The following is a 25088-nucleotide window of genomic DNA, read 5'->3' as shown; positions in this document are numbered from 1 at the left end:
TTCAGTATCCGCGGAAAACGGAAATGCGGTCGCGCCACTTCTTTTTCGCACAACGCCGCCTTCCTATATTGCCGCCAGTCATGAATCGGAATCGCGCCTTGCCGCCACGCCTGACATCCTTTGCCGATGACGCCCGCATCGCCTTCGACAATCTCGCCGACCGGGCGAACGGCCTCGTCAATCCGACCGTGCGGCTCGGCGTCACCGGCCTCTCGCGATCCGGCAAGACGGTTTTTATCTCCTCGCTTGTCCACAATCTCCTGCATGGCGGCCGACTGCCGCTGTTCGAGCCCGTGCAATCCGGCCGCGTTTCCGCCGTGCGGCTCGAGCCGCAGCCGGATGATGCCGTGCCCCGCTTCCAGTACGAAGATCATATCCGGGCGCTGGTGAAGGACCGCATCTGGCCGGACTCGACCCGCGCCATTTCCGAGTTGCGCATCACGCTCGACTATCAGAGCGCCAGCGGCTGGAACCGGCTGTTCTCGCCCGGCCGGCTGTCGATCGATATCGTCGATTATCCCGGTGAATGGCTGCTCGACCTGCCGCTGCTCGGCAAGGATTATCGCACGTTCAGCGAGGAGACGATGGCGCTTGCGCAAACCGGCGTCCGCTCCGCACTGTCGCGGGGATGGCTGGCGCTGACACGTGCCGCCGATATCAATACCGGCGCCGACGAGATGATCGCTCGCGAGCTTGCCACCGCCTTTGCAGATTATCTCAAGGCCTGCAAGACCGACGAACGCTCGCTCTCCACCTTGCCGCCCGGGCGCCTGCTTCTGCCCGGCGATCTCGACGGCTCGCCGGCGCTGACCTTCGCCCCGCTCGCCTTGCCGCCCGACGGCCGTCCCGATCGCGGCTCGCTCTGGGCGATGATGGAGCGACGGTACGAAGCCTATAAGTCGGTGGTGGTCAAACCCTTCTTCCGCGAGCATTTCGCCCGGCTCGACCGCCAGATCGTGCTGGTCGACGCGCTACAGGCGATGAACCGCGGCCCCGAAGCCGTCCAGGATCTGGAACGCGCCCTGACCGATGTGCTCGCCTGTTTCCGCCCGGGCACTAATTCGCTGCTCTCCTCGCTGCTCGGCCGCCGTATCGACCGCGTGCTGGTCGCCGCCACCAAGGCTGACCATCTCCATCACGAGAGCCACGACCGGCTCGACGCATTGACCCGCCGCCTTGTCGATCGCGCCATCGCCCGAATCGGCATGGCCGGCGCCGGCATCGATGTCATGGCGCTCGCCTCCGTGCGCGCTACCAGGGAGGCATCGGTCAAGCGTGACGGCCATGACCTGCCCGTCATTGTCGGCACGCCGATGGCGGGTGAAACCATTGCCGGCGAGCGCTTCGACGGCCAGAAAAAGACCGCGATCTTCCCCGGCGACCTGCCGGAGGATCCGGAAGGCCTGTTTGACCGTATACTCTCGAGCGAGGCCAGCGGGACCTTGCCCGAAATCAATGTCATCAGGTTCCGCCCGCCGCATCTCGAGGAAACCGGCAGCGGCATCAAGCTGTCGGTGCCGCATATCCGCCTCGACCGCGCCATGCAGTTCCTATTCGGAGACCGTCTCGCATGAGCAAGCCCCCGTCCGATGTGCCGCGTCGTACACCCGCCGCCTTCGCCTACGACGATGAGGCATCCGCGCCGCGCGACAACGGCCGGCAGCAGCACGGCCGGCGCAAACCGGAAAGCTTCTCGGAAGAGATCGTCTTGACGCCCGATGAGGACGATCCCTTCATCAATCCCGACAGGGATCTCGGCGCAGCGCCGGTGGCCACGCCGCGCAGGCGGCGAACCTCCTTCGGCAAGATCGCCGCCGGCGCCTTCGGCATCCTGCTGTCGCTCGGCCTCGGCCTCTGGACCGACCGCCTGATCCGGGATCTCTTCAGCCGCGCCGACTGGTTGGGTTACGCAGCCCTTGGCGCGCTGGCGATCGGCATCCTCGCCGTACTTGCCCTCGTCATTCGCGAGACCGCAGGCATGATGCGTCTTGCCGCCGTCCAGACGATCAAGGCCGAAGCGGAAGCCGCGATCCTGGAAACCCGGCCGGCGAAGGCGCGCGCCGTCGTTGCGCGCCTCACCACGCTGCTTGCCGCCAACCCCGAGACATCGAAGGGACGCGCGACGCTGAAGGCGACCGAGGGCGAAGTCATCGACCCCCCCCATCTGGTCGCCTTGGCCGAACGAGAGCTGCTCGCCCCGCTCGATCGCAAGGCCCGAGCCCTCATCGTCAATGCCTCCAAGCGTGTCTCGATCGTCACAGCCGTCAGCCCGCGCGCTGTGGTCGACTTGCTGTATGTGCTATACGAGGCCGTCCGCCTCATCCGCGCCATGGCGGAACTCTACGGCGGCCGCCCCGGCACGCTCGGCATGTTCCGTCTGCTGCGCGACGTGCTGGCGCATCTTGCCGTGACCGGCTCGATCGCCGTCGGTGACAGCCTCGTCCAGCAGGTGCTTGGACATGGGTTGGCCTCGAAGCTCTCGGCCCGACTCGGCGAGGGCGTCATCAACGGCCTGATGACCGCCCGCATCGGAATCGCGGCGATGGATCTCTGTCGCCCGCTGGCTTTCCGCGCGCTGAAACGGCCGGGAATCGGTGATTTCATCGGCGATCTCGCGCCTTCCATGTCACCGCGCAGCAACAATCCTTAACCGACGAAGCAATTCCGCAGCTTTCGCCTTCCCCAGCGTGAGGTTGCAATAATAGTATCCGATTCAACAGATTAGCGGCAGGATGTTGAAATCCGTACAGCATGGCACGCCTGTAATCCCTCGCATTTCGGCACAGTCGAAAGGAAGGATTAACCATTTTTCGGCAAAACTTGGCACCAGTTCGTGAGTGGTGTTTGCCAAGGAAAATCCATGTATTCGCGCAAGTTTCTCTTCGTATGCGGCCTCGCCGCCGCGGCATTGTCTCCGGTCGCAGATGTCGCTCCGGCAGCTACCGCCGCAACCCGTGACAAGGCCTTTTTCGAATCCGTCGCCGGCTCCTGGAAAGGCCCCGGCGAGATCGTCGCCGGCAAGTACAAGGGCACGAAATTCACCTGCAACCTGACCGGTGAACCGACCGGCGACAGCACCGCTGGCATCAAACTCGATGGCACCTGCCGCGTCGGCGTCTTCAAGCAGCCGATGACCGCTGTCATCTCGCAGTCGGGCTCAAGCTATAAAGGCAAGTTTCTCGACGGCGCCGCCGGCAAAGGTCTTGACGTCGTCTCCGGCGCCGTCACCGAGGATACCGTCGTGGTCGGCATCAACCGCTCCAAACTGAACGGAGCGATGATCGCCCGCATACGCGACGACAAGACGATGAACGTCACCGTTTCGGTCAAGGTCGAAAGCCAGATGATCCCTGTCATCGGCCTGACATTGACTCGTCAGGTCGACGAGATGGCCGTCGGCTCCATCCAGTAGACAGATCGCAAGACGGGTTTTCCTGAAGCGGCGGGTTTCCCGCCGTTTCGCGTTTCAGATCCATGCTTAGAGCCTTTTCCTGGTTAGATTGAGGCATTCTGTTGGCTCAAACGGAGTCGGGTGGTCGACCGGCCGGCGCGCGTCGTAGCCCAGCTCTACGGCCAAGCCGGCCGGTCGAGCAGGCGGCCCGTTTCAGCCAACCCGAAGGGCCGGGCATCTTTCCGCCAGGATCAGAGGCGATCGGCTTGGACGTACCTGGGGGTATGCCCATCGCCACTCGTCTCTGCCCTGACGAAAACCTGCTCCGGCAGAATGCTTCAATCTAACCAGGAAAGGGCTCTAGGTGCTTCGCCACCAGTCGCCGCTCTCATCGGCGACTTCGATGCCGGTCACGTCGGCGTCGAGCAACCAGTCGCTGACCGGCCGCCCCCTGACGACAAGGCCCGGGGCGATATCGGCAAGAGGCATCAGCACGAAACCGCGCTCGGTCATCCGCGGATGCGGCAGTTCCAGCCGCGGCGCGTCCTGGATGACGTCGTCATAGGTCAGCACGTCGATATCGAGCGTGCGCGGCCCCCAGCGTTCGATACGCTCGCGCTTCATCGCGCGTTCGATCGACAGGCAGACATCGAGCAAAGCTTCCGGAGGCAGCAGGGTTTCGACGGCGGCGCAGGCGTTGAAGAAGAACGATTGGTCCGTCTTGCCCCAGGGCGGCGTGCGATAGAGCCGCGACACGGCGGTAACTCGACAATCGTCATGCCCGTCCAGCCTTTGCAGCGCCGCCGCCATCGCCTTCACCGGCTCGCCGATATTGCCGCCGAGGCCGAGGGTGGCGGATCGCGATGCGGCCTCAGGCAAAGTGCTCAACACTCACCTGCACGAAATCGAGCACGCCAGGCACCGGCGCGTTCGGCTTGCGCACGGTGATCTTCGCCCGCCGGACCTGCGGAAATGTCTCGCAGAGCCCCTTGGCGATATCGAGCGCCAGGGCTTCGATCAGGTAGCGCCGCTTGCCGGTAACGATCTGCTCGATCACGGTGAAAGCGATGCCGTAATTGACGGTATCGTCGATCGAGTCGCTTTTCAGCGCCTCGCCGGCGACGACATCGAGCTCGGCATCGACGAAGAAGCGCTGACCGAGGAATTCCTCCTCGTCATGCACGCCGTGGCGCGCGAAGAAGGCGCAGTTCTGCAGCGTGATCGTGTAGGTGGTCATGTCGGCCGCTTCCTCTCGAATTCCTGGCGCGCATTGAGCATAGCATCGGCGACATCAAGCGCATCCCTGTTGATTGCGACATTGTGCACCCGGAAAACCGCAGCTCCTTGGAGGCGCAGCAACACGCTCGTCGCAGCCGTCGCCACGTCCCGGTCCGACGCATCCCGCCCGGTCACGGTGCCGAGGAAACGCTTGCGTGAGGTGCCGGCAAGCAGCGGCAGGCCGAAGCGCGAAAGTTCGGAAAACCGCGCCATCAGTTCCAGATTCACTTCCACCGTTTCTTTGGCGAAACCGAAGCCCGGATCGAGCACGATGCGATCTCTGTTGACGCCTGCTGCAGCGGCGATAACAAGCGACCGTTCGAGGAAATGCACCTGGTCGGCGATCACATCGGCAAGTTTGACCCTGTCGCGGCCGGTATGCATGATGCAGAGTCCCGCCCCTGTCGCCGCGGCCAGGTCCGCGATACCGCTCTCCTTCTGCAGTCCGGAGACGTCGTTGATGATATGGGCGCCCGCGCTGACCGCAAGCCGCGCCGTGTCGGCGCGATAGGTGTCGATGGATATCAGCGCCTGGGTGCGGCCGCGCAGCGCCTCGATGACGGGCAGCACCCGCGCCTGCTCCTCCGAAGGGCTGACCGATGCTGCGCCCGGCCGGGTCGATTCGCCGCCGATGTCGACAATCGCGGCACCATCGCTCACCGCCTGCAGCGCGTGATCGACGGCGGCATCGACGGTTTTGAAGCGGCCGCCGTCGGAAAAGGAGTCCGGCGTCACATTGATGATCGCCATGATGAGAGAACGACGGCCGAGTTCGATCTCCCGGCCATGGCCCACACGCCATAAACTGCCTTCGAGCCCTGTCACCAGACTTATCCTATTGATGACGAAAAAAGCCGCCATCCGATATTGCGCTTGCGGTGGCTATGCCCCAAGCTCCTGTCGATTTCAACATGGATTGCGTTCAGAATGCCGCTTGCAGTGCGTTATATGGTCCTTCCTGTCGCCTTTTCCATTGCCCTTTCTGTCAGCGGCCCAGCGGCAGCCGAAGTAATCGCAACGAAAAGCTATTCCTATTTCGACATCCGTGGCAAAACCGCCGAGGAGCTCGATCAGGAACTCAGCCGGCGCGGCCCGACGGCAAGCGGCTCCTCGGCGCGCCATCCCGGCGCCACCAAAATCCGCTTCGGCGGCGAGGCCACCTATATTCAGGATGACGGCCGCTGCCGCGTCGGCAACGTCAAGGTCACGGTCCACACCCAGATCATCCTGCCGCGCTGGAACAGCCGCCGTGGTGCCAGCAAGGAGCTGTCGATGATCTGGGACGCGCTGTCGAGCGACATCAAGCGCCACGAGGAGCGTCATGCCGAGATCGCCAGAGATCAGGCCCGCGCCATGGAGCGCGCTATCCGCGCTTTGCCGCAGCAGCGCAGCTGCGAGGCCATGCAGGAGCTCGTCTCCAACGAATCAGCTCGCGGTATAGAAGAGCACGATCGGCTGCAGGCGCGATTTGACAGAGTTGAAGCGGTCAATTTTCAGAAGCGCATGTTGAGATTGCTGAATAATCGAATCAACGGCCGAGCCGGCGGAAAATAAGGCTTTTTCAAGCTGGTTACGAGCAGAAAAACTTAGCTGCGCAACGAAACTTGTGCGAAACTTACCCCCTCCCCAGCGTTTCAATGGTCATTTTTCATCCTAGCCGACTCAACCGGAACGCGTTAATATGAACACATTCGAAAGTTCAGCTACGGCATCTGGACTTTCATCGTTGGGTTCTCCTGGCGCGTTCCGAAGCCGCGGATGTTCCTCCCTCATCCGTAGGTGATGCGCCCGCCTCGCCTCGCTCGCACCAGCGCGCGAGGCGTCTTTTTTGTGGCTATGGCAGCGAACGCGGCGAATGCATGTCGCCCGGAAGTGTGCAGCGATTCCGGGACAACGACATGCATAAAAACAAAGAGCTAAAGCGCGTCGCATGAATCAAATTTGATGCGAGGCGCTTTGGGCGCCGGCCTCAGGCCTGGCGTTCCGGCACGTGCACGACGAGCCCGTCATAGGCGGCCTTCATCCGGATCTGACAGGAGAGCCGCGAGGTGGGGCGCACATCGAAAGCGAAGTCGAGCATGTCCTCTTCCATCGCTTCCGGCTGGCCCACCTTCTCCGTCCATTCTTCGTCGACGTAGACGTGGCAGGTCGCGCAGGCACAGGCGCCGCCGCATTCGGCCTCAATGCCGGGCACCGCATTGCGCACGGCATTTTCCATCACGGTGGAGCCTTGATCGACGTCGAGGTCGAAGCGCGTGCCGTCGAAGGCGACGATGGTAAGTTTGGGCATCAGCACTATTTCCGGTCTTGAAATGGGTGGGCGGCTTTACTTCCGACAATTCGACGCGTCAGTCAACATTCGGAAATTCGCCATAACCTCGCAGATCAGGCCGTCGCCCGCCGTCTTCAATGCGTCATATCGGACGTCGCAAAAAGACCCGTGGTTCCGCAATGGAACAACGGGCCTGCCGCATGATTGCTTAAGGATAGGATCATACCGCCATTCAAACTGCCACAGCCTCGCTTGCGCGCCTGAATACGCGCGCGCCGCGGCTCGAACGAGCGGCAGAAAGATCAGCCGCGGCAGAGCTTCAGGATGAAATTCTCCGCGTCGAGAACGGCGGCGCCCAGCGCCGCCATCGTGCCGGCATCGCCGCCGGTCGCCTCGATGACTTCCGCGGTCTGCGACACGCGGAATGCGCCCACCGAGCTTGCTGCGCCTTTCAGCCTGTGCGCGGCGGCCCCGACACGCACGGCCTCGCCGCTCGCAATATCCTGAAGGCACGCTCGGGCTTGACGGGCAAACATCTGAAGGACTTCGATTTCCAGCGTCTTGTCGCCCATCGTTTGCTTTGCGAGATGAACCAGGTCGATCGGCCGGACTTTCGAGGGACACGGTCCCTTTGCATTGTCCGGCGCCTCGAATACGATATTCAATGCTGCCATCTGGGCCGCCATTTGCCAATTCTCCCGTCTCACGTCGTCCGCACTTGCAACAGTTCTGCGCCAGGAGGGTGGCCATCACGTTAAATTCCGGCACAGCGGGCGCGGAAATCTCGGCGTATGGTTAATGTCCGTTAAATATCCCTAAATTATTGGTTTTTAAGCGGGGTCGAGGATTCAAAATTGTTAACAACAGGTTAACGAGCCGCAAATCTCAAGCCTTCATTAATTGTGTGAAGAGCCCAGATGTGTCACTACGATACTGGTGGAGCGGGTTTATGGTACGCGCCTTTGCCGAGTGAGTGGATAATGGTAGTGTTTTGATACCTTCCGTTTGAAAAAGCGGCTATCTACTCTGAAATGACATGCTTATCCGTCCGCGGTTGGGATGGAGGGCCGTAACGGCAAAGTTGTTCCGGGGTGAGGCGGAAGCCTGGGCAGCGCTGGCGGACCGGCCGACAGTAACGAGGCGTATCCGAATGGCGAATAACAAATACAATGAGTCGATAGAGGACAAGGCGTTCAAGGCATTGGACGAGGCGCTCCAGATCGATTTCGGCAAGGATAATGTGCCGTCTCGCCGCGGCGACGCGCCCGAGGCGCCGGAGGGGAATGTGTCTGATCCATCGAATGTGCGTAATCAGCAAGCTCAGGAAGAAGCGCAGCGCCGCAACCGCCGCGGCGCCAACGGCGAGCAGGCTTCCAGGGCTCCGGCCTTCGCACCCGCCAATGATGCCAGCCGCAATACGCCCGCCTCGATCCTGAAATCTTTCGACGGCGCCTCCAACCGCTCGGCGATGCGCACCGCCACCCTGTTTTCCGTGCTCTGGGTGATGGCGGGCCTCGGCCTGATGTCGCTGCTTTATGCGCCGCAGATCTGGCAGATCCGGTCGCTGGCCGACCTCGTCGCCCTACCTGGTGTCATTGCCGGCCTGGTCGGCATCATCATTCCGGTGATGATGTTCTACGCTTTCGCCATCATGATCTCCCGCGCCCAGGACATGCGCAACGCCGCCCGTTCCATGGCAGAGGTGGCATTGCGCCTGGCAGAGCCGGAAACCATCGCCTCCGAACGCATCATGACCGTAGGCCAGGCGGTGCGCCGCGAAGTCTCGGCCATGAACGAAGGCATCGAGCGCACCATCGCGCGCGCTTCCGAGTTGGAAACGCTGGTTCATTCCGAAGTCAACGCGCTGGAGCGTTCCTATGCGGACAACGAACTGCGCGTGCGCGGCCTTGTCCACGAACTCGGCTCCGAACGGGAGGCGATCGTCAATCATGCCGACCGCATCCGCACGTCGATCGGCAGCGTCCACGACCAATTGAAGGAAGAACTGTCGCTTGCGACCGAAGAGATCGCTGTGCGTCTCGCCACATCGGGCGAAGCCTTCGCCTCGCTGATCGACACGCGCGCAGCGACGATCCTGGAAAAATCGGACAGTGCCCTGCAGTCGATGGGCAGCCTGCTCGCCGCCAAGACCGATAGCCTGCTCCAGACGCTCAACGCGTCCGGCTTTGCGCTGGCCACCGAATTCGACAACCGCCTCGAAGCGCTCTCCGTCAACCTCAACGAACACGGCGAAAAGCTTCTCAGCCAGTTCGAGACGCGCGCCTCGACCATGGACAGCAGCACCGAGAAGCTGAACGCAGCACTGAACGAGCGCACGCATCAGCTCAACGAAATCCTGATTGCCCGCACCCGCGAGATCAACGAAAGCCTGACATCAGGCGAACGCACCATCGGCGGCACGCTCGACGACGTGCTGTCGAAGCTGAACAGCGCGCTTGACGAAAAGGGCGCAAGCTTCCGCCAGAGCCTGCAGAGCACCGCCGACGACGCTGTCATGGATCTCGACCTTCGCTCCGGCTTCTTCGAAGAGCGGCTGCAGACGACCGTCGCCCAACTTTCGACCGCCTTCGATGAGCGCGTCGCCGAATTCACCAGCGCCTTCGACAAGCGCACCGGCTCGCTCGACACGAAGCTGATGGAAAGCCTTGCCCGCATCAACGAGACGCTGACCGGCGGCTCGGATTCGATCGACGGCATCCTTAATTCCGGCATCGACCGCATCGGCTCCTCGATGACGGATCACTCGCTGGCGCTCGCCACCGCGCTCGCCACCAGCCACGAAGTGCTGGAAAACACGCTCGGCACCCGCAGCGAAGAAATCACCGCCGCGCTGACCAGCCGCACCGGCGAGCTGACCTCGGCACTGCAGAATGCGACGTCGGACATCGCGCTGGCGCTTGCATCGGGCACTTCCGACCTGCAGAACAATCTCCAGGCTCGCTCAGCCGAGTTCCGCGACACGCTGCGCACCACCACCACCGAACTGAGCGCCGCCGTTGCCGCCGGCACGCAAGAGGTGACCACCGCCTTCGGCGGCCGCGCCGAGGCGTTGAGCGGCGTGCTTACGGCGCGCACAGCCGAAATCAGCGAGGCGCTCGGCGCCGCGCATGGACGCATCGACAGCGTCATGGCAGAGCGCGGCGGCGCGCTCGTCGAGGCGCTGACCAGCCATCACGGCCGCTTCGAGGAAGCGCTGACTACTCGCTCCGACGCGATCATCAACGCTGTGACGGGCACCCACGACCGTCTCGCCGAAACGCTCGACGAGAAGGCCATGGCGCTTGCCATCTCCCTGAACGAGAGCCAGGCCCGGATCGAAGATACGCTCGAAACGCGCTCCGCCACCCTGCTGAACGCCGTTTCCGGCACGCATGACCGACTGTCCGAGACGCTCGACGAGAAGGCAATGGCGCTCGCCATCTCCTTGAACGAAAGCCAGAGCCGCATCGAGGACACACTCGAAACCCGCTCCGCAGCCTTCCTGAATGCCGTGTCGGGCACGCATGAGCGGCTGTCGGAAACACTCGATACGAAGGCAGCGGCGCTCACGACGTCCCTCGACGAGAGGCACGCCCGCATCGAGGATGCGCTCGGCACACGCGCCGAAGCGCTGCTCAGCACGATCGCCGGCACGCGTGACCGCCTTGCCGAAACCCTCGATGAAAAGGCGATGGCGCTTGCCGTTTCCTTGAACGAAGGCCAGGCTCGCATCGAGGACACGCTGGAAACCCGTTCCGCTGCCCTGCTGAATGCTGTCTCCGGCACCCACGACCGCTTCACCGAGGCGCTGGACGGTAAGGCGTCTGCCATCGCCGCCTCGCTGAGCGAGACCCAGGCCCGTATCGAGAATACGCTCGAAACCCGCTCCGCCGCCCTGATGGATGCCGTTTCCGGCACCCATGACCGCCTCTCCGAAACCCTGGACGAAAAAGCGATGGCACTTGCCATTTCGCTCAACGAGAGCCAGGCACGCATCGAGGATACGCTGGAAACCCGCTCCGCGGCCTTGCTGAATTCCGTTTCCGGCACCTACGACCGCTTCTCCGAAACGCTCGACGAGAAGGCGATGACGCTTGCCATCGCGATCAACGAGAGCCAGGCACGGATCGAAGACACGCTAGGGACTCGCTCCGAGGCCTTCCTCAAGGCCGTGTCGGGCACGCACGAGCGCATCTCCGAAACGCTCGACCAGAATACATCGGCGCTCGCTGCCACCTTGAACGAAGGCCAGCGGCGACTGCAGGATACGCTGGAGACGCGCTCGGATTCCTTCCTCAACGCGGTTTCCGCCACCCATGATCGGCTGTCCGAGACACTCGACGATCGGGCGATGGCGCTGGCCATCTCGTTGAACGAGAGCCAGAGCCGCCTCGAGGAGACGCTGACATCCGGTGCCGATGCGATCACCAATGCGGTCTCCGGCACGCATGAACGCCTGAACGGCGTGCTCGACCAAAAGGCCCGCGCGCTGGCCGCTTCGTTGAACGAGGGCCAGGTTCGCATCGAGGAAGCCTTGGGGCACCGTACCGCCGCGATCATCGGCGCTGTGACGGCAAGCCACGACCGGCTCACCGATACGCTCGACGAAAAGACCATGGCGCTCGCCATTTCGCTCGACGACAATCAGAGCCGCTTCGACAGCGCGCTCGAAGCCCGCAGCAATTCCATCATGGAAGCCGTCGCAAGTGCCGAGGCGCGCGTCGCCGGCGCCTTTGCCGACAAGACCGATGCCATCCATAACGCCTATGCCGACAATCAGCAGAGACTCGAAAATGCGCTTTCCCAGCACAGTGCAGCCCTCTCGGGCGTTCTCGATGCCGGCGGCGCCCGCTTCGAGGATCTCGTCGGTGGCTTGACCGGCCGCATCGAAGGCCGCCTGAGCGATGCCCATGCGCGGCTCGGAGGCCTTGCCGAGGAGGCCGCGGCGCGCATCGAGAGCGGACTGGATTCTGCCCATGAGCGCATCCGCACGACGCTTGAGGATCGCGCCAACGCCATCGACCTGTCGCTGAACCAGGCCCATAGGCTGATCAGCGATACGCTGACCGAACAGGCGACCAGCATCGGCACATCGGTGGCGACGAGCGTCAGCATGCTCGAGATGTCGCTGGAAGACCGCGAGGCTTCGATCCGTCAGGCGATCGATTCCGGCGCTCAGACACTGGAAGAACGCATGCATGCAAGCGCCGGTCAGATCGCCGGCCGCTTCCAGGAGGCGGCCAACACGATTTCGAGCTCCGCCCAGGGCCTTTCCGCCCATCTCGACCAGTCCGTCGCAAGCCTTGCGGGACGCCTTGAAGAGACCGGTTCCCGTATGGAAGCGGGCCTGACTGCCATCGAGAGCCGCATTCGTGACGGCGTCGGCGGCGTTGCCGACAAGGTCGAAGCGGCCAGCAGCCAGCTGTCCGGCGTGCTCGCCGACGGCATTTCCCGTCTCGGCGCGCTTGGTGACGACACAACCCAACGCATCTCGGCGACGCTCGAAGGGAGCGCCGCAAATCTCACCCAGGCGATCGACAGCCGGACCGCCAATCTGGCCGAAACCCTGGACCGCAGCACGACCACGCTGACCGACGCCATCGAGGGCCGCACGGCAAGCCTCGGCGAAACCCTCGACCGCGGCAACGAGCGCATTGAGGAACGGCTCTCGACCATGGATCGCGCTTTGACCGTCGGCCTCGAGGCCGTCAACCGCACCATCGAAGGCAAGGCCGCCGGCCTCGCTTCGACGCTGCGCAGCGCCGTGGCCGAAGCAGCCCAGGGAATGGAGGGCGAAGCGACGAGAACCACCGAACTGCTCGGCAAGACCGGCCAGCAATTCGCCGAGGATCTCAATGCAAAGAGCGATGAATTCACCCGCACCATGGATGAGCGTTCGTCGCAGATCGTCACCCGCGTCGCCGAAGCCCAGAACCGTCTGGCAACCCAGGCCGCCGCCGTCGCCCAGACTTTCTCGGAAGCCGGCAATGCCATCGTCAACAAGGTCGCCGAGGCCGAGACGATCGTCGGCACGCAGGTCAATGCCATCTCCAAGGCGCTGTCGGATGCCGGCCAGTCTCTCGAAGCCCGCGGCGACGCCATCCGCTCGACGCTGTCGGGGGCCGGCAGCGAGATTTCCGCCACCATGGCGGATGTCGATCGGGCGCTCGAAGTTCGCAGCAGCGCCATCCGCTCCAATCTCGAGGAGCGTGCCCGCGAGATCGATACCACCCTCTCCGACATCGACCGGGCGCTCGAGGCGCGCGGCAACTCGATCCGCGCGACGCTCGAGGAACGCACCCGCGACCTCAACTCGATGCTTGCAGGCCGCTCGGTTGAATTGACCCGCATTCTCGACGAAACGGCCCGCCCGATCATCGATCGCTACACCAATGCCGGCGAGCAGGCCGCCGCCCGCATCACCGCCGCCGCCAACCTCAGCGCCGACCGTCTGCGCGCCGAAAACGAAGCGCTCGCCAGCGCGGTTGCCGCCCGCACCGAGAATGTTGCCAATGCGGTCAGCGCCATCGAGGATAGCCTGGTCGGCAATGTCAACGGTCTGGTCCAGCGCATGTCGGAAAGCAGCGCGGCGATGGCCATGATGATGAACCGCGCCGCCGAGCAGCTGACGAGCGTCGATGGACGTCTCGGCGAAACCACGACGCGCTTTGCCGACTCCGCCACCAAGGCCGCCGAAATGGTCAATGCCTCGACCCGGCTTCTTGAAGGCAAGGTCGACCGTCTCTCCGACATATCGGGCCAGACACTGGCGCAGGTCGGCGGCATCATCGGCCGCTTCGACGAACATTCCAAGGTTCTCACTCAGGCCTCGCAGCTTCTGGGTGCCGCCCAGTCCAACCTTGCCTCCACGCTCGAGGAGCGTGAAGGCGCGCTGCAGGCGCTCTCCGTCAGCCTGGTGCAACGCTCCGACGAGATCGAAAAGACCATGCGCGGCCTCGGCGGCATGATCGAGACCGTGTTCGAGCGGGCCGAGCAGCGCTCCAACCAGGTTACCGGCAATCTGCGCCAGGGCGTACAGTCCTCCTTCGCCGATATCGGCCGCATTCTCACCGAAACCGAGAAGCGCGCCCAGGAAGCGGCTGAGACGATGCGCGAGGCGATCACCCGCGCCGGCGAGGAAGCCAACACGACGATCGACGGCACCTTCGCTAATGTCGAGCGCCGTTCCGGCGACCTCTCCAACCGCATTCGCGGCGGCCTAACCGCCTCGTTGTCGGAAGTCGAGCGCATGCTCGGCGAGGCCGGCCGTGCCTCCGACGGTGCGGCTCAGCATATGCGGGAATCGCTGCGTGAGGCGATCGAGGATGCCGTCGGACGCTTCTCCGGCGCCACCGAGGATATCCGCCGCTCCGCCGCCGACATCCGCAGCGAGCTCGACGCCACCCGCGCCGAACTGAAGCGCGGCGCCTTCGACTTGCCCGAGGAAGCTAAGGAAAGCGCCTCGGCCATGCGCCGCGCCGTCGCCGAGCAGATCAAGGCGCTTCAGGATATCTCCCAGCTCGTCGGCCGCTCCAGCCAGCAACTTGAAATCTCCGAGCCCGTCGCCCGCTCGCTCGCCAAGGTGCAGCCGGCGGCGCGCCCCGCTCAGCCGGTCGCATCTCAGCCACCGCAGCCGGCGGCACCGCCGCCGATCGAAGCGACGGGTCTGCGTGGAACGATCGCGCCGTCTGCTCCGGCCGTCGCCGCTCAGCGCGCCGCCCCGCAGCCGGCTCCCGCTCGCCAGGATTCAGGGCACCAGGAACCGGCGCGGGAAAGCGGCGGCTGGATCAGCGATCTCCTGCGCGGCGCATCCCGTGACGAAGCCGCCGACGAGGCGCCCGCCCGGGCCCCGGCCCGCCCGGCGGAAGCCGCCGCACCGGCCACGCGCAGCAACGACAGCCGCAATCCGCGCCATGTCGTGGAATCGCTGAATTCGCTCTCCGTCGATATCGCCCGCGCCATCGACCACGATGCCTCGGTCGATCTCTGGCGCCGTTACCAGCGCGGGGAGCGCGACGTTTTCACCCGCCGCCTCTACACGCTGAAGGGCCAGCAGACCTTCGACGAGATCAAGCGCAAATACGACCGCGAGCCGGAATTCCGCACCGCCGTCGACCGCTATATCGGCGATTTCGAAAAACTGCTTGCCGACGTCGCCCGCACCGACCCGAACCAGACCGTCACCCAGTCCTACCTCACCTCCGATACGGGCAAGGTCTACACCATGCTCGCCCATGCAGCGGGCAGGCTCCGCTAAGCCTGTCCGATAGCAGTGATCAAAAGCCGCCTGAACGTCTCAGGCGGCTTCACTTATGAGGCCGATATTATCTGCTTCTCAGCCATGGAACCGCGAACGAAATGACCAAGGCCCTGCTGATCATTGATGTCCAGAATGCAATTCTCTCCGGCAAGGCCAAGCCGGAGCGGCAGTCTCTCGTCGATTCCGCGCTGGATCAAACCGTCGCTCGCCTCGCATCGCTCCAGGCGCAGGCGAGACAGGCAGGCGCGCCGGTCGTGCTGGTCCAACATGACGGCGACAGCAGTCATCGGTTGGCGGTCGGCACGGTGGGATGGGCGCTGCGCCGGGAGATTGCGCCGCAGGAAGGCGAGGTCGTCGTCCGCAAGCAAAGCGCCGACTCCTTCTTCGAGACCGATCTCGCCGAGCGCCTGAACGAACGGGCGATCACCCACCTCGTCATCGGCGGCTGCATGTCGCAATTCTGCGTCGACACGACCGTCAGGCGCGCCGTTTCGCTCGGCTATAATGTGACGCTGGTGGCGGACGGCCATACCACAGGCGATACTGCGACCCTCACCTTCTCCGAGATTGTCGCCCACCACAACGAAACGCTCGACGGGTTCGACGCGGGTAATGCGGCGGTGGAAATCCGCCCCGCGGCCGATATCGCCTTTTAATAAAGCACCGGCAGCAACCGACGATATCAAATCGGAAGCAGGCACTCGGTCCTAGGGCAGTGGCGATGGCGATGGGCATAGCCCTTGGTACGTCCGAGCCGATCGCCTCTGATCCTGGCTAGAGATGCCCGGCCCACCGGCCGCACCGCTTCGCCATGGCGAAGCGATCAGTGCGACCGGCGCTTTCCAGTCTTGCAGATTTGCCAGGCAAATCTGCGGGAGGGTTGGCTGAAACAGGCCGGCCGGTCGACCATCCGACTCCGTTTGAGCCAACAGAATGATTCAATCTAACCAGGAAAGGCTCTAAGTCTGACGATCAACGACTCGACGATCTCAGGCAAATCCCTCGCCGCCGTATCGACAATGATCGGCCTCTGCCCCCAGTCATCATAAATTCGCTCGACGACTTTTTGCCAGGTCGGTTTGGCCAGACCTTCCACATCCGTCTTCCGCGTCTCGACTCGGCGGCGATGTTCCGTCTTGTCGGAGCAGATCACCTCGACCTCGGCCGCGATCACGCCGGAGCGCGCAGCAACCGCCAGCCATGCCTCGCGGGTTACGCGCAACGGATTGACCGAATCTGCGATCACGACCCTGCCGAGCGCCAGATTATCCTCTGCAATGCCGTAGGCCACGACATAACCTGCCGGGCCGATGTCATTGGAAGGGTCAACCGACGTTCTGATCGCCTGCTCGATCGTATCGACCCTCACATATACGGCTCCGAGCCGTCTCGCGAGGGCGCGCGAAATAGTCGTCTTTCCACTACCCGGCAAGCCGCCGATGATCACCAGCATGGTCTCTCACCCGTTTGCCAATATGCGCCAGCGAAGCCGGACTGACTAGTCCGGCCTCCTCCATCACTTCTTTGTAGATGAGATGCTTCGCAAGGCAAGCGGAAGTAGTATTTCACCGCGAACTGGCGCCATTGCAGCCCCGCCCTGTCCTATCGACCGGCTGCCATGCCCCAATTATAAACGCACCGATCGAGACCGATGGCCATTTCCAGCACGAGGACAAAAGGAATCAGCTGTGGATAGGGCCTTTTAATTGCCGCTGTCCTTCATTTTGTCACAAACTTTCTCGATCCGCTTGCGTTTAGCCAACGGCCCACCGACGCCCAACGACAGAGACCAGTAACATCGATGACCAAGACGACATCCCGGCTTCTTGCCACCGCGCTCTCATCCGTTTTACTGATGGGAGCTTTCATTCCTGCCGAGGCCGGCCAGGCAAGCTTCGTCCTCGATGTACAGTCCGGTCAGGTGCTCGAAGCTTCCAATCAGGACGATCTCAACTATCCGGCGTCGCTGACCAAGATGATGACGCTCTATCTCGCTTTCGAGGCATTGCACGACGGACGCCTCACCTGGGATCAGAAGCTCACCATGTCGGAAAATGCCGAGAGCAAGGAGCCCTTCAAGCTTGCCGTCGGCGCCGGCCGCAAGGTGACCCTGCGTGAAGCGGTCGAAAGCATCGTCGTCTTGTCTGCCAACGATTCTGCCGTGGCGATCGCCGAACAGCTCGGCGGCTCCGAGCAGGCCTTCGCCAAGACGATGACCGACAAGGCGCGTCAACTTGGCATGAGGGATACGGTCTTCAAGAATTCTTCCGGCCTACCCGATCCGGAGCAGGTCACAACCGCACGTGATATGGCAACCCTCGGCGTCTCGCTGATGCGGGACTTCCCCGAGGAGTTCAAGCTCTTCTCGATGCGCGGCTTCAAGTTCCGCGGCATGAAGTTTCGCGGCCACAATAACTTGATGTATCGCTATGACGGGGTCGACGGTATCAAGACCGGCTACACCGACGCATCCGGCTATAATGTCGTGACGTCGGCGCTGAAGGGTGGCCGCCGCGTGGTTGGCGTCGTCATGGGCGAAAAAACCGCGAGCCTGCGTGACGACAAGATGGCCGGCCTGCTGGACAGCACCCTATCGCCGTCAACCGCCACGGCGTACACCACACCGGGCACCCAGCCCGGAGCGACAATGACGGATACGCAGCCAACGAAATAGGCCGTAATCTATTTGAACGCCACTTCGAGGTGTTGCCGGTCTTGCGCAATCACCCTGCAATTCGTTTCGAAGCCTTCTCCTTTGATGGCAAGGACGAATTCCGAAGGAATGCCTGTCGTATTGGAGACCGAAATGCCGCCGATGGAATTGACTGTGCAGTCGATGGTCGAACGCCGATCATTGAAGAGGATGGAGCCGGCCTTCAGCACCCGCCGCCGAGCACCGATCGCGTGATCGCCATGAATGGAACTCCAAGATACGCAGCGATTCCGGCCGTCGTGTTTAGCCTGATACATGGCGGCATCCGCCTGCGCCAGCAAGGTCTCGATGTCCTTGCTGATGATAGAGCGCGCCGAGCTGCCCAGACTCGCCGTGACGTGCAGGACACCATGATCGCTGCGAACTGGCTGCGAGGCGATGGCGGCTCTGATCTTTTCGGCGACGGCGACTGCACCCTCCCGGTCGGCATGCGGCAGGACAACGGCGAATTCCTCCCCGCCGATCCGTCCGAACAAATCACCGGCGCGAATGGTCGCCTTGCAGACGGACGCGACCCCCTTGAGGACAGCGTCTCCCGCGGCATGTCCATGCCTGTCGTTCACCTGCTTGAAATGGTCGATATCGAAGACGATGCACGACAGGTCATGCTGGTGCCGTAGGGCGAGCGAGATAAGCTGATCGGCCTCCTGCTCGAAGGCGCGGCGGGTCATCGCCTCGGTAAGGCTATCGGTTGCTGCCGACTGCATGAGATCAATGCGGTCCATCGCCATTGATGTCGAAGCAGCGGCCGCCAAACGCCATCTCAGACTAAGCGCAGCGTCCAGCTGACAATTTCGGAAGCGGCCGTGGAAAAAGCGCGGTCGAGAGCCTTAACGAAGCCAACATTGTCCCCCCCGGCCGGCGCTGTGGCGCGGAACACCTTTTGGGCGCGCACCGAACCGTTGCGGTCGTTGAGGAGCTTGACGGAGATTTCGACCACCGCCTGGTTGCCGCTCGACGCATCGATCTCGAAGGAGCGGATGTCGGTGACGACCTGGTAGTCGATCGCCAGCCCCTGCCCCGGCAAGCCGACGCCGCCGAGCTTGCCCGAATTTTCGAAGGCCTCGACCAGTTTCGACTGCACGATGCGCGGCAGCTTGTCGCCCCACTGCGCCCGCGAAAGATATTGGATCTCCGAAGGCGAGACGCGGATGACGATCTGCTCGCTGTCGAGCGACCTCAGCGCCGTTGGGCTGGCAATCAGGATCTGGCGGGATTTGGCCGCAGGTCCGTCGCCGTCGACGGCAGCCGATAGGTCATAGGTATCGTTCTTGGCCGCGGTGCCGCACCCGGAAAGAATCAGTGCCGTCAGCGGCAGCGCGATCACCGTTCCCCTGATCCATGAACGGCGCGACAACAGATGCGATGCGACCATATTAGGCTACCCCTGACTTCCCCTGTTAGCGCCGCGTCCGGCCGTCATACTGCTTGACCGTGTCCCCACCGAAGATCAGGCGTTGTGGGTTGCGGTCGAAGTTGGTGATCGTCTCGTTCAGATTGTTCACTGTCCCGCGCATGTCGTTGACGAGAGTCTGCACGTCGCGCAAGCCGCCGCTCGAGAATTTCTGCAAATTGTCGGCGATCGGCCCGATTCGCGAATTCAGATTGTCGGCGACCTTCTTGAAGGATTCCAGTGTTTCGCGCGCTTGTGCGAACATCGATTGCGTATTGTCGGTACCGAGCAGCGCATCGACCTTGATGAGAATGCCGTCGATGCGGGTGGAGGCTGAGTTCAGCTTGTTGGCCAGCTGCGATACGTCCTGGATCGTCTGGTCGATATCCTTCTGGCGTCCCGAAACCGTGTTGGCGACATCGCGGATCGAGGCGACGGCAGCGCGGGCATCCTTGGTCGCCTGCGAGATATCGTCGACCGACCCTTTGAGCTTGGCCGGATCGATCTGGGCGACGAGTATATCGACGCGGTCGAGTGTGTCCTGCGCCTGCTTGCCGAAATCGTTGAACGTGGTGGCCGTCTCATCGAACTTCTGGATCGCGCCCCTGAGATCGCCCGAGGCATCGGCGACGTTGGCGGTGATCCTTTCGGCATTCGAGACGATACGGTCGATCTTCTGGGCGTCCACCGCCTTGACCAGCGATTCCACAGCTTGAAGAGTCGAATCCACCCGGCCCGAAACCGCCTTCACCGTATCGGAGAGTTCGCCGACGCTTTGCAGGAAGGCGTCGATATTGTCGGAATTCTTGGCAAGCGCATCCGAAAAGGTCTCGGCATTCTTGAAGGTCTCGGTCAGCGGCGCGCGCGAATCCTCGATGAAACCCTGAAGTTCGCCGACGGCGTTGTTGGCACGGTCGAGGATCTTGTCGGCAGTGGCAAGAAGATTGGTGACGCTCGACTGATCGGCGACGATGACGGCGCGTTTGTTATTCTCGATCGCATGTTTGAGGATGCTCTCCTCACCCTTGCGGCCGCCCGACAGTTCGATATAGGCGGCCCCGGTGAGGCCCTGGATTTCGAGGGCGGCCTTGGTCGAAGGATAGATCGGCGCATCGGTGCGCACCTGGGTGAAAGCCAGCGAATATTGCGGATCGTCGGCATCGATCGACAATGTCTGCACCGAGCCAATCTGGATGCCGTTGAAGCGCACCGGCGAGCCGACGCTGAGGCCGTTCGCCGAACCGGGAATTCGCACGATCAGTTCGGTCATCGGGCCGCCGCGGCCATATTCGGCCATCCAGTAGACGAAGCCGAAGGCCGCCGCGATCACCAGCACCGTGAAAAAACCGACAATTGTATAATTGGCTTTGGTTTCCATCTTATCCGGTCACTTCCCGCTGCCGCCGTGGCCTGCGCCTTCGTCCTGCGGCACGATCGACCGCGCCCGCTTACCTCTAAAATAGGCCTGTACCCACGGATCGTCATAGGCCAGCATGTCGTCGATCGTACCTTCCACCATTACCCGCTTCTTTCCGAGCACGGCAATACGGTCACAGACGGAAAACAGGCTGTCGAGATCATGTGTTACCATATACACGGTCAGTCCCAGGCTATCCCGCAAATTGGCGATCAGTTCGTCGAACTCGGCCGCCCCGATCGGATCGAGCCCTGAGGTCGGTTCGTCCAGGAAGACGAGATCCGGATCGAGCGCCAGGGCGCGGGCGAGGGCGGCGCGCTTGATCATGCCGCCTGAAAGCTCGGACGGATATTTGTCGGCGGCATCGGCCGCCAGTCCCACCATGCGGATCTTCAGATGCGCCAGTTCGTCCATCAGTGAGCGCGGCAGATCGAGATATTCGCGCATCGGCACCTGAATGTTTTCCTTGACCGTCAGCGACGAGAACAATGCGCCTTGCTGGAACAGCACGCCGAGCCGCATGTCGAGCGCGTTGCGCTGCGGCTCGTCGAGTTCGTCGAAGTCCTGACCGAGGATCTTGATCGTGCCCGAGCGGCGCGGCAGTAGCCTCAGCACCGTCCGCATCAGCACCGATTTGCCGGTGCCCGACGCGCCGACGAAGCCAAGGATTTCGCCGCGATAGATATCGAGGTTCAGATTGTCGAGCACCACCTTCGAGCCAAACCCGACGGTGACGTTGCGCGCCGAGAGCACGACATCCCTGCCCTGTCGTTCGCTTTCGATCGCTTGCTCGTTCACGCGGTCCGCCATGCTAGAAGTTGATCGCTGCATAGAACATCGCAAAAAGCCCGTCCATCAGGATGACGACGAAAATCGCCTTCACCACCGAGGCCGTCACATGCTGGCCGAGCGATTCGGCGCTCCCGCCGACTTTTAATCCTTCGACGGCGGCGACGATACCGATGACGAGCGCCATGAACGGCGCCTTGATCATGCCCGACAGCACGGTCGAAAGCGTCACCGCCTCGTGCAGGCGCGCCAGGAAGTTGGCGAAGGTGATGCCGGAATAGCCCCAGGCGACGGCCGCCGCGCCAGCAAGCGAGGCGAAGTTCGCCAAGACCGTCAGCAGCGGCAGCGCGATGGTCAGAGCCACCAGCCGCGGGAAGATCAATACGCCGATCGGGTTCAGGCCCATCACCTTCAGTGCGTCGATCTCCTCGCGCATCTTCATCGAGCCGATTTCGGCAGTGATCGCGCTGCCGGAACGGCCGGCGATCATGATCGAGGTCAGCAGCACGCCGATTTCGCGCAATTGCAGGATGCCGACGAGATCGACGACGAAGACTTCCGCGCCGAAGTAGCGCAGCTGGAAGGCGCCCTGCTGGGCGATGATCGCCCCAATCAGGAATGACATCAGCAGGATGATCGGAACGGCGCGAACGCCCATATGGTCGATCTGATTGACGATCGAAGCCGGCGAAACACCGCTGCCGCGGCCGAACTTCATTTGCGCGCCGCGCACCGCCGAGCCGAGGATGTACATGGCGGCGGCGAGATTGTCCCAGACGTCATAGGTCATTTTGCCGATCGGCGCGAGGATGCGCGCGGCGATGGAAACCTTCTCCTTCGGCTCCGGCTCCGGTTTGGCCGGCTCCTCGGAGAACATCGCCAGCATTTCGTCGATATGCGGATTGGTGCCTTCGAAGCGGACCGTCCGCCCGGCCGCCTCCGCTTCCTTTTTCAGCCGGCACAGCAGCCAGATGCCCGCCGTATCGATATCGGTGATCTCAGACAGATCGACCGTCAGGTTGCCGGACTTCTGGAGCAGGAGCTTTTCGAAATCGCGCAGCACAAGATGCACATAGGCACTGCGCCAGTTGCCGCTAAGACGCACATGCTGTCCCGAACCATCGGACTGGTCGTCCACGGCAAGCGAGGCAGCGTTGCGATTCTCGGCGTTCAAGATACTTGTGTCTTTCAATGCTTACAGCCACAGTGCCGACTCGCGAAGCGGTTCGTCGCCCGGCGCGTCAATATACAGAAGCGACGTGCAATTTCCATGCTCGCAGGACAGCAATAATGCCGCGCATCCTTGATATCCAGATGAATTCCTTTCCGATTGCAGGAACCTTCACAATCGCGCGCGGCGCAAAGACGCAGGCCGAGGTCATCACCTGCACGTTGACGGACGAAGGGGCTGAGGGGCATGGCGAATGCGTGCCCTATCGCCGCTACGGCGAGACGATGCAGAGCGTTCTTGCGCAGATCGAAGCCGCGCGTCCGCTTATCGAGGCAGGCATCTCGCGGCGCGACCTGTTGTCAGCGATGCCGCCCGGCGCTGCCCGCAACGCCGTCGATTGCGCCCTCTGGGATCTGGAAGCGAAACAGACGGGCCAAAGCGTCGCGTGTCGACTGGGCATTGCCGATCCGAAACCGCTGACGACAGCCTATACCATTTCGCTCGGCGAACCGGAGGTGATGGCGGCCCAGGCGCGCGAACATGCCGGCCGCGCCCTGCTGAAGGTCAAGGTCGGCACCGGCGACGATGAAAGCCGCATCCGCGCCGTCCGCGCGGCCGCGCCGAAGGCAGCAATCATCCTCGATGCCAATGAAGGCTGGCCGGAAGCGGCGCTGGAGCGTCACCTCAACATCGCCGCGGAGGCGGGTGTGGCGCTCGTCGAGCAGCCGCTGCCGGCCGGCCGCGACGCCTTGCTTGCCGAGATCCGCCGCCCACTCCTCGTCTGCGCCGACGAGAGCGTCCACCATACCGGCGACCTCGCAAGCCTTGCCGACCGCTATGACGCGATCAACATCAAGCTCGACAAGTCAGGCGGCCTCACCGAAGCCCTGGCGATGAAGACGGAGGCCGAGCGGATCGGCTTCGCCATCATGATCGGCTGCATGGTCGGCACCTCGCTTGCCATGGCGCCGGCGGTGCTGCTCGCCCAGAATGCCGAGTTCGTCGATCTCGACGGCCCGTTGCTGCTCGCCCACGACCGCGAGCCCGGCCTGCGTTACGCCGCTTCCCTGGTTTTTCCGCCCGAAAGCAGCCTCTGGGGCTGAAGGTAATAGGCCGAGATAACGAGGCCGAGGCCACAGAGCGCGACCAGCGCCATGACGTAAAAGCTGACGACGCCGAGTAAGGCGAAGAGATAACCTGCTGCGATGGTCATCAGCGCCATCGCCATGCCGACATAGAAGAAATAGGCGCCTTGAGCCGAGGATTCCTGCGTCTCCTGCACCGTCGCCACGATCCGCCGCTGCACGCCGGTATGCACGAAGGCGTAGGTAAAGCCGTGGAAGCATTGCAACAGGAAAAAACCGGCAAGGCCCGTGCTCATGGGAAACAGGATCCAGCGGCAGACGCTGACGGCGCAGCCGAATCGGATCAGCGTCCAGGCATTGAAACGACGGTTGAGACGCTTCGACAGGAAGAATACCGTCACCTCCGAAGCGACACCGGCGCTCCAGAGCAGGCCGACTTCAGCGCCGGAGAAGCCCAGCTGATGCCAGTAGATCGACGAGAAAGCGTTGAGCACGGCATGGCTTGACTGCTGGATGGCGACGCCGATCAGAAGCAGCAGCAGATGCGGCTCGCGCAGGCCGCTGCCAGTGGCGGCGGGTATGTTGATCGGCTGGCCGCGCCGCCGCGTCGGCCCGATGCGCGGACAGAAGATCGCCATGACGACGGTCATGGCAAAGCCGAACACCATCACCGGCAGCACCATCTCACCGCCCGACCGGCTGATTAACTGACCGCCGACGAGCGTCGACACGATGAAGGCGATCGACCCCCAGACCCGCATCGACCCGTAGTCGAGCCCCCAGCGGCGCACCCCGGAGATGACGATCGATTCGACGACCGGCAGATAGGGCGCGAAGGTGGCACCCTGCAGCGTATAGACGATCGTCACCGGCCAGAAACTTGTCGTCCAGTAGAGCGCGATCGCTGTCAGCAGTGACAGGCCGCCCGACCAGAGCAGAACGTCGGCGCGTTCCTTCAAGCGGTCGGCGATCATGGCAACGATGGGCGCCACCAGCACGCGGACCACCATCGGTATGGCAAGGATGATGCCGATCTCATGGTCGCTGAAGCTGTGGGTCGCGAGCCAGACGGGGAAGAACGGCAGAACGATGCCGTTGACCAGCAACGGCGCACAATAGGAAAGCGCGCTGAGCAGTCGGAAGCGCGGCGGCGCTCCCTCACCCGTCGGGGAATGTTGAGCGGGAATCATGGGTGGACCTGAAGGAAACTGGACGTTGTCCTAACACGCCACCCGGAAGGCGACTATTGCGAGAAATAGCCTCCTGAAACGTTTTAAAAAATAAATTGGGCCTGTCGCCTGACGGAAACGGCTAAATTT

Annotated in this window: 19 protein-coding genes and 1 pseudogene; 8 read left to right on the top strand and 12 right to left on the bottom strand. The window is 62.8% G+C overall.

The window, feature by feature from the left end; genetic code table 11:
* Nucleotides 1-98: 98 nt before the first annotated feature.
* The 3 genes from A7X77_RS24360 (at nt 99) to A7X77_RS24350 (ending at nt 3412) form a co-directional block, all read left to right on the top strand.
* Nucleotides 99-1574 carry a YcjX family protein gene (locus tag A7X77_RS24360; RefSeq protein WP_064685491.1) on the top strand — a complete coding sequence of 492 codons (1476 nt, stop codon included), beginning with the start codon at nt 99-101 and terminating at the stop codon, nt 1572-1574.
* The gene (locus A7X77_RS24355; protein ID WP_064685406.1) at nt 1571-2650 is read left to right on the top strand and encodes a YcjF family protein; all 1080 of its coding nucleotides are present in this window, start codon (nt 1571-1573) and stop codon (nt 2648-2650) included. The genes A7X77_RS24360 and A7X77_RS24355 overlap by 4 nt, the downstream gene beginning before the upstream one ends.
* 210 nt (nt 2651-2860) lie before the next feature.
* The gene (locus A7X77_RS24350) at nt 2861-3412 is read left to right on the top strand and encodes a hypothetical protein (RefSeq protein WP_064685405.1); all 552 of its coding nucleotides are present in this window, start codon (nt 2861-2863) and stop codon (nt 3410-3412) included.
* A 339-nt stretch (nt 3413-3751) separates the two neighbouring features.
* Here the strand turns inward: A7X77_RS24350 and folK are convergent, their stop codons facing one another.
* Genes folK through folP form a run of 3 tightly spaced genes read right to left on the bottom strand, consistent with a single transcriptional unit; the run spans nt 3752 to nt 5494 of the window.
* The gene (folK, locus tag A7X77_RS24345) at nt 3752-4270 is read right to left on the bottom strand and encodes a 2-amino-4-hydroxy-6-hydroxymethyldihydropteridine diphosphokinase (protein ID WP_064685404.1); all 519 of its coding nucleotides are present in this window, start codon (nt 4268-4270) and stop codon (nt 3752-3754) included.
* Nucleotides 4263-4628 carry a dihydroneopterin aldolase gene (folB, locus tag A7X77_RS24340; protein WP_009986496.1) on the bottom strand — a complete coding sequence of 122 codons (366 nt, stop codon included), beginning with the start codon at nt 4626-4628 and terminating at the stop codon, nt 4263-4265. Before folB ends, folK begins: the two co-directional genes overlap by 8 nt.
* Nucleotides 4625-5494: a dihydropteroate synthase gene (gene folP / locus A7X77_RS24335; RefSeq protein ID WP_064685490.1), complete on the bottom strand. Its 870-nt coding sequence runs from the start codon at nt 5492-5494 to the stop codon at nt 4625-4627. Before folP ends, folB begins: the two co-directional genes overlap by 4 nt.
* Nucleotides 5495-5596: 102 nt before the next feature.
* On the opposite strand from folP, the gene A7X77_RS24330 reads away from it, so the two are divergent.
* Nucleotides 5597-6223 (top strand): DUF922 domain-containing Zn-dependent protease, encoded by a 627-nt coding sequence (locus A7X77_RS24330; protein ID WP_064685403.1) that lies wholly within the window; start codon nt 5597-5599, stop codon nt 6221-6223.
* Between the two features lie 415 nt (nt 6224-6638).
* Here the strand turns inward: A7X77_RS24330 and A7X77_RS24325 are convergent, their stop codons facing one another.
* The gene (locus A7X77_RS24325) at nt 6639-6959 is read right to left on the bottom strand and encodes a 2Fe-2S iron-sulfur cluster-binding protein (RefSeq protein WP_010029491.1); all 321 of its coding nucleotides are present in this window, start codon (nt 6957-6959) and stop codon (nt 6639-6641) included.
* A gap of 284 nt (nt 6960-7243) precedes the next feature.
* The gene (locus A7X77_RS24320) at nt 7244-7627 is read right to left on the bottom strand and encodes an Hpt domain-containing protein (protein WP_082928860.1); all 384 of its coding nucleotides are present in this window, start codon (nt 7625-7627) and stop codon (nt 7244-7246) included.
* A gap of 464 nt (nt 7628-8091) precedes the next feature.
* Here A7X77_RS24320 and A7X77_RS24315 point away from each other — a divergent pair, with 464 nt between their 5' ends.
* Together A7X77_RS24315 and A7X77_RS24310 are read left to right on the top strand one after the other, a co-directional pair.
* Entirely contained in the window at nt 8092-15198 is a 7107-nt protein-coding gene (locus A7X77_RS24315) for a hypothetical protein (RefSeq protein ID WP_064685402.1), read from the top strand.
* A gap of 101 nt (nt 15199-15299) precedes the next feature.
* The gene (locus A7X77_RS24310; RefSeq protein WP_064685401.1) at nt 15300-15857 is read left to right on the top strand and encodes a cysteine hydrolase family protein; all 558 of its coding nucleotides are present in this window, start codon (nt 15300-15302) and stop codon (nt 15855-15857) included.
* A gap of 287 nt (nt 15858-16144) precedes the next feature.
* Here the strand turns inward: A7X77_RS24310 and A7X77_RS24305 are convergent, their stop codons facing one another.
* Nucleotides 16145-16654 (bottom strand): AAA family ATPase, encoded by a 510-nt coding sequence (locus tag A7X77_RS24305; protein ID WP_064685400.1) that lies wholly within the window; start codon nt 16652-16654, stop codon nt 16145-16147.
* Between the two features lie 348 nt (nt 16655-17002).
* Between A7X77_RS24305 and A7X77_RS24300 the strand changes: the two genes are divergently transcribed.
* A complete protein-coding gene (locus A7X77_RS24300) occupies nt 17003-17875 on the top strand; it encodes a D-alanyl-D-alanine carboxypeptidase family protein (protein WP_064685399.1) in 873 nt (290 codons plus the stop codon).
* An 8-nt stretch (nt 17876-17883) separates the two neighbouring features.
* Here the strand turns inward: A7X77_RS24300 and A7X77_RS24295 are convergent.
* The 5 genes and pseudogenes from A7X77_RS24295 to A7X77_RS24275 all read right to left on the bottom strand — a co-directional run.
* Nucleotides 17884-18642, bottom strand: a pseudogene (locus A7X77_RS24295) (GGDEF domain-containing protein); the annotation flags it as partial.
* A gap of 35 nt (nt 18643-18677) precedes the next feature.
* Nucleotides 18678-19289 (bottom strand): ABC-type transport auxiliary lipoprotein family protein, encoded by a 612-nt coding sequence (locus A7X77_RS24290; protein ID WP_064685398.1) that lies wholly within the window; start codon nt 19287-19289, stop codon nt 18678-18680.
* 25 nt (nt 19290-19314) lie between these two features.
* Nucleotides 19315-20685 (bottom strand): MCE family protein, encoded by a 1371-nt coding sequence (locus tag A7X77_RS24285; protein WP_064685397.1) that lies wholly within the window; start codon nt 20683-20685, stop codon nt 19315-19317.
* Between the two features lie 9 nt (nt 20686-20694).
* Nucleotides 20695-21534 carry an ABC transporter ATP-binding protein gene (locus A7X77_RS24280; RefSeq protein ID WP_064685396.1) on the bottom strand — a complete coding sequence of 280 codons (840 nt, stop codon included), beginning with the start codon at nt 21532-21534 and terminating at the stop codon, nt 20695-20697.
* A 1-nt stretch (nt 21535) separates the two neighbouring features.
* Nucleotides 21536-22705, bottom strand: a complete 1170-nt coding sequence (locus A7X77_RS24275; protein WP_197486886.1) for an ABC transporter permease — start codon at nt 22703-22705, stop codon at nt 21536-21538.
* Nucleotides 22706-22803: 98 nt separating this feature from the next.
* Here A7X77_RS24275 and dgcA point away from each other — a divergent pair, with 98 nt between their 5' ends.
* Entirely contained in the window at nt 22804-23787 is a 984-nt protein-coding gene (gene dgcA, locus A7X77_RS24270) for an N-acetyl-D-Glu racemase DgcA (protein WP_064685394.1), read from the top strand.
* On the opposite strand, the gene A7X77_RS24265 is transcribed toward dgcA, so the two are convergent.
* Nucleotides 23739-24959: an MFS transporter gene (locus tag A7X77_RS24265; protein ID WP_064685393.1), complete on the bottom strand. Its 1221-nt coding sequence runs from the start codon at nt 24957-24959 to the stop codon at nt 23739-23741. The genes dgcA and A7X77_RS24265 overlap by 49 nt on opposite strands.
* Nucleotides 24960-25088 lie beyond the last annotated feature (129 nt).

The sequence above is a fragment of the Rhizobium bangladeshense genome (genome assembly GCF_001662075.1).
GTDB lineage: Bacteria > Pseudomonadota > Alphaproteobacteria > Rhizobiales > Rhizobiaceae > Rhizobium > Rhizobium bangladeshense_B.
Note: the sequence above shows the minus strand (reverse complement) of the source record. Positions and strands in the feature narration are given on the sequence as shown.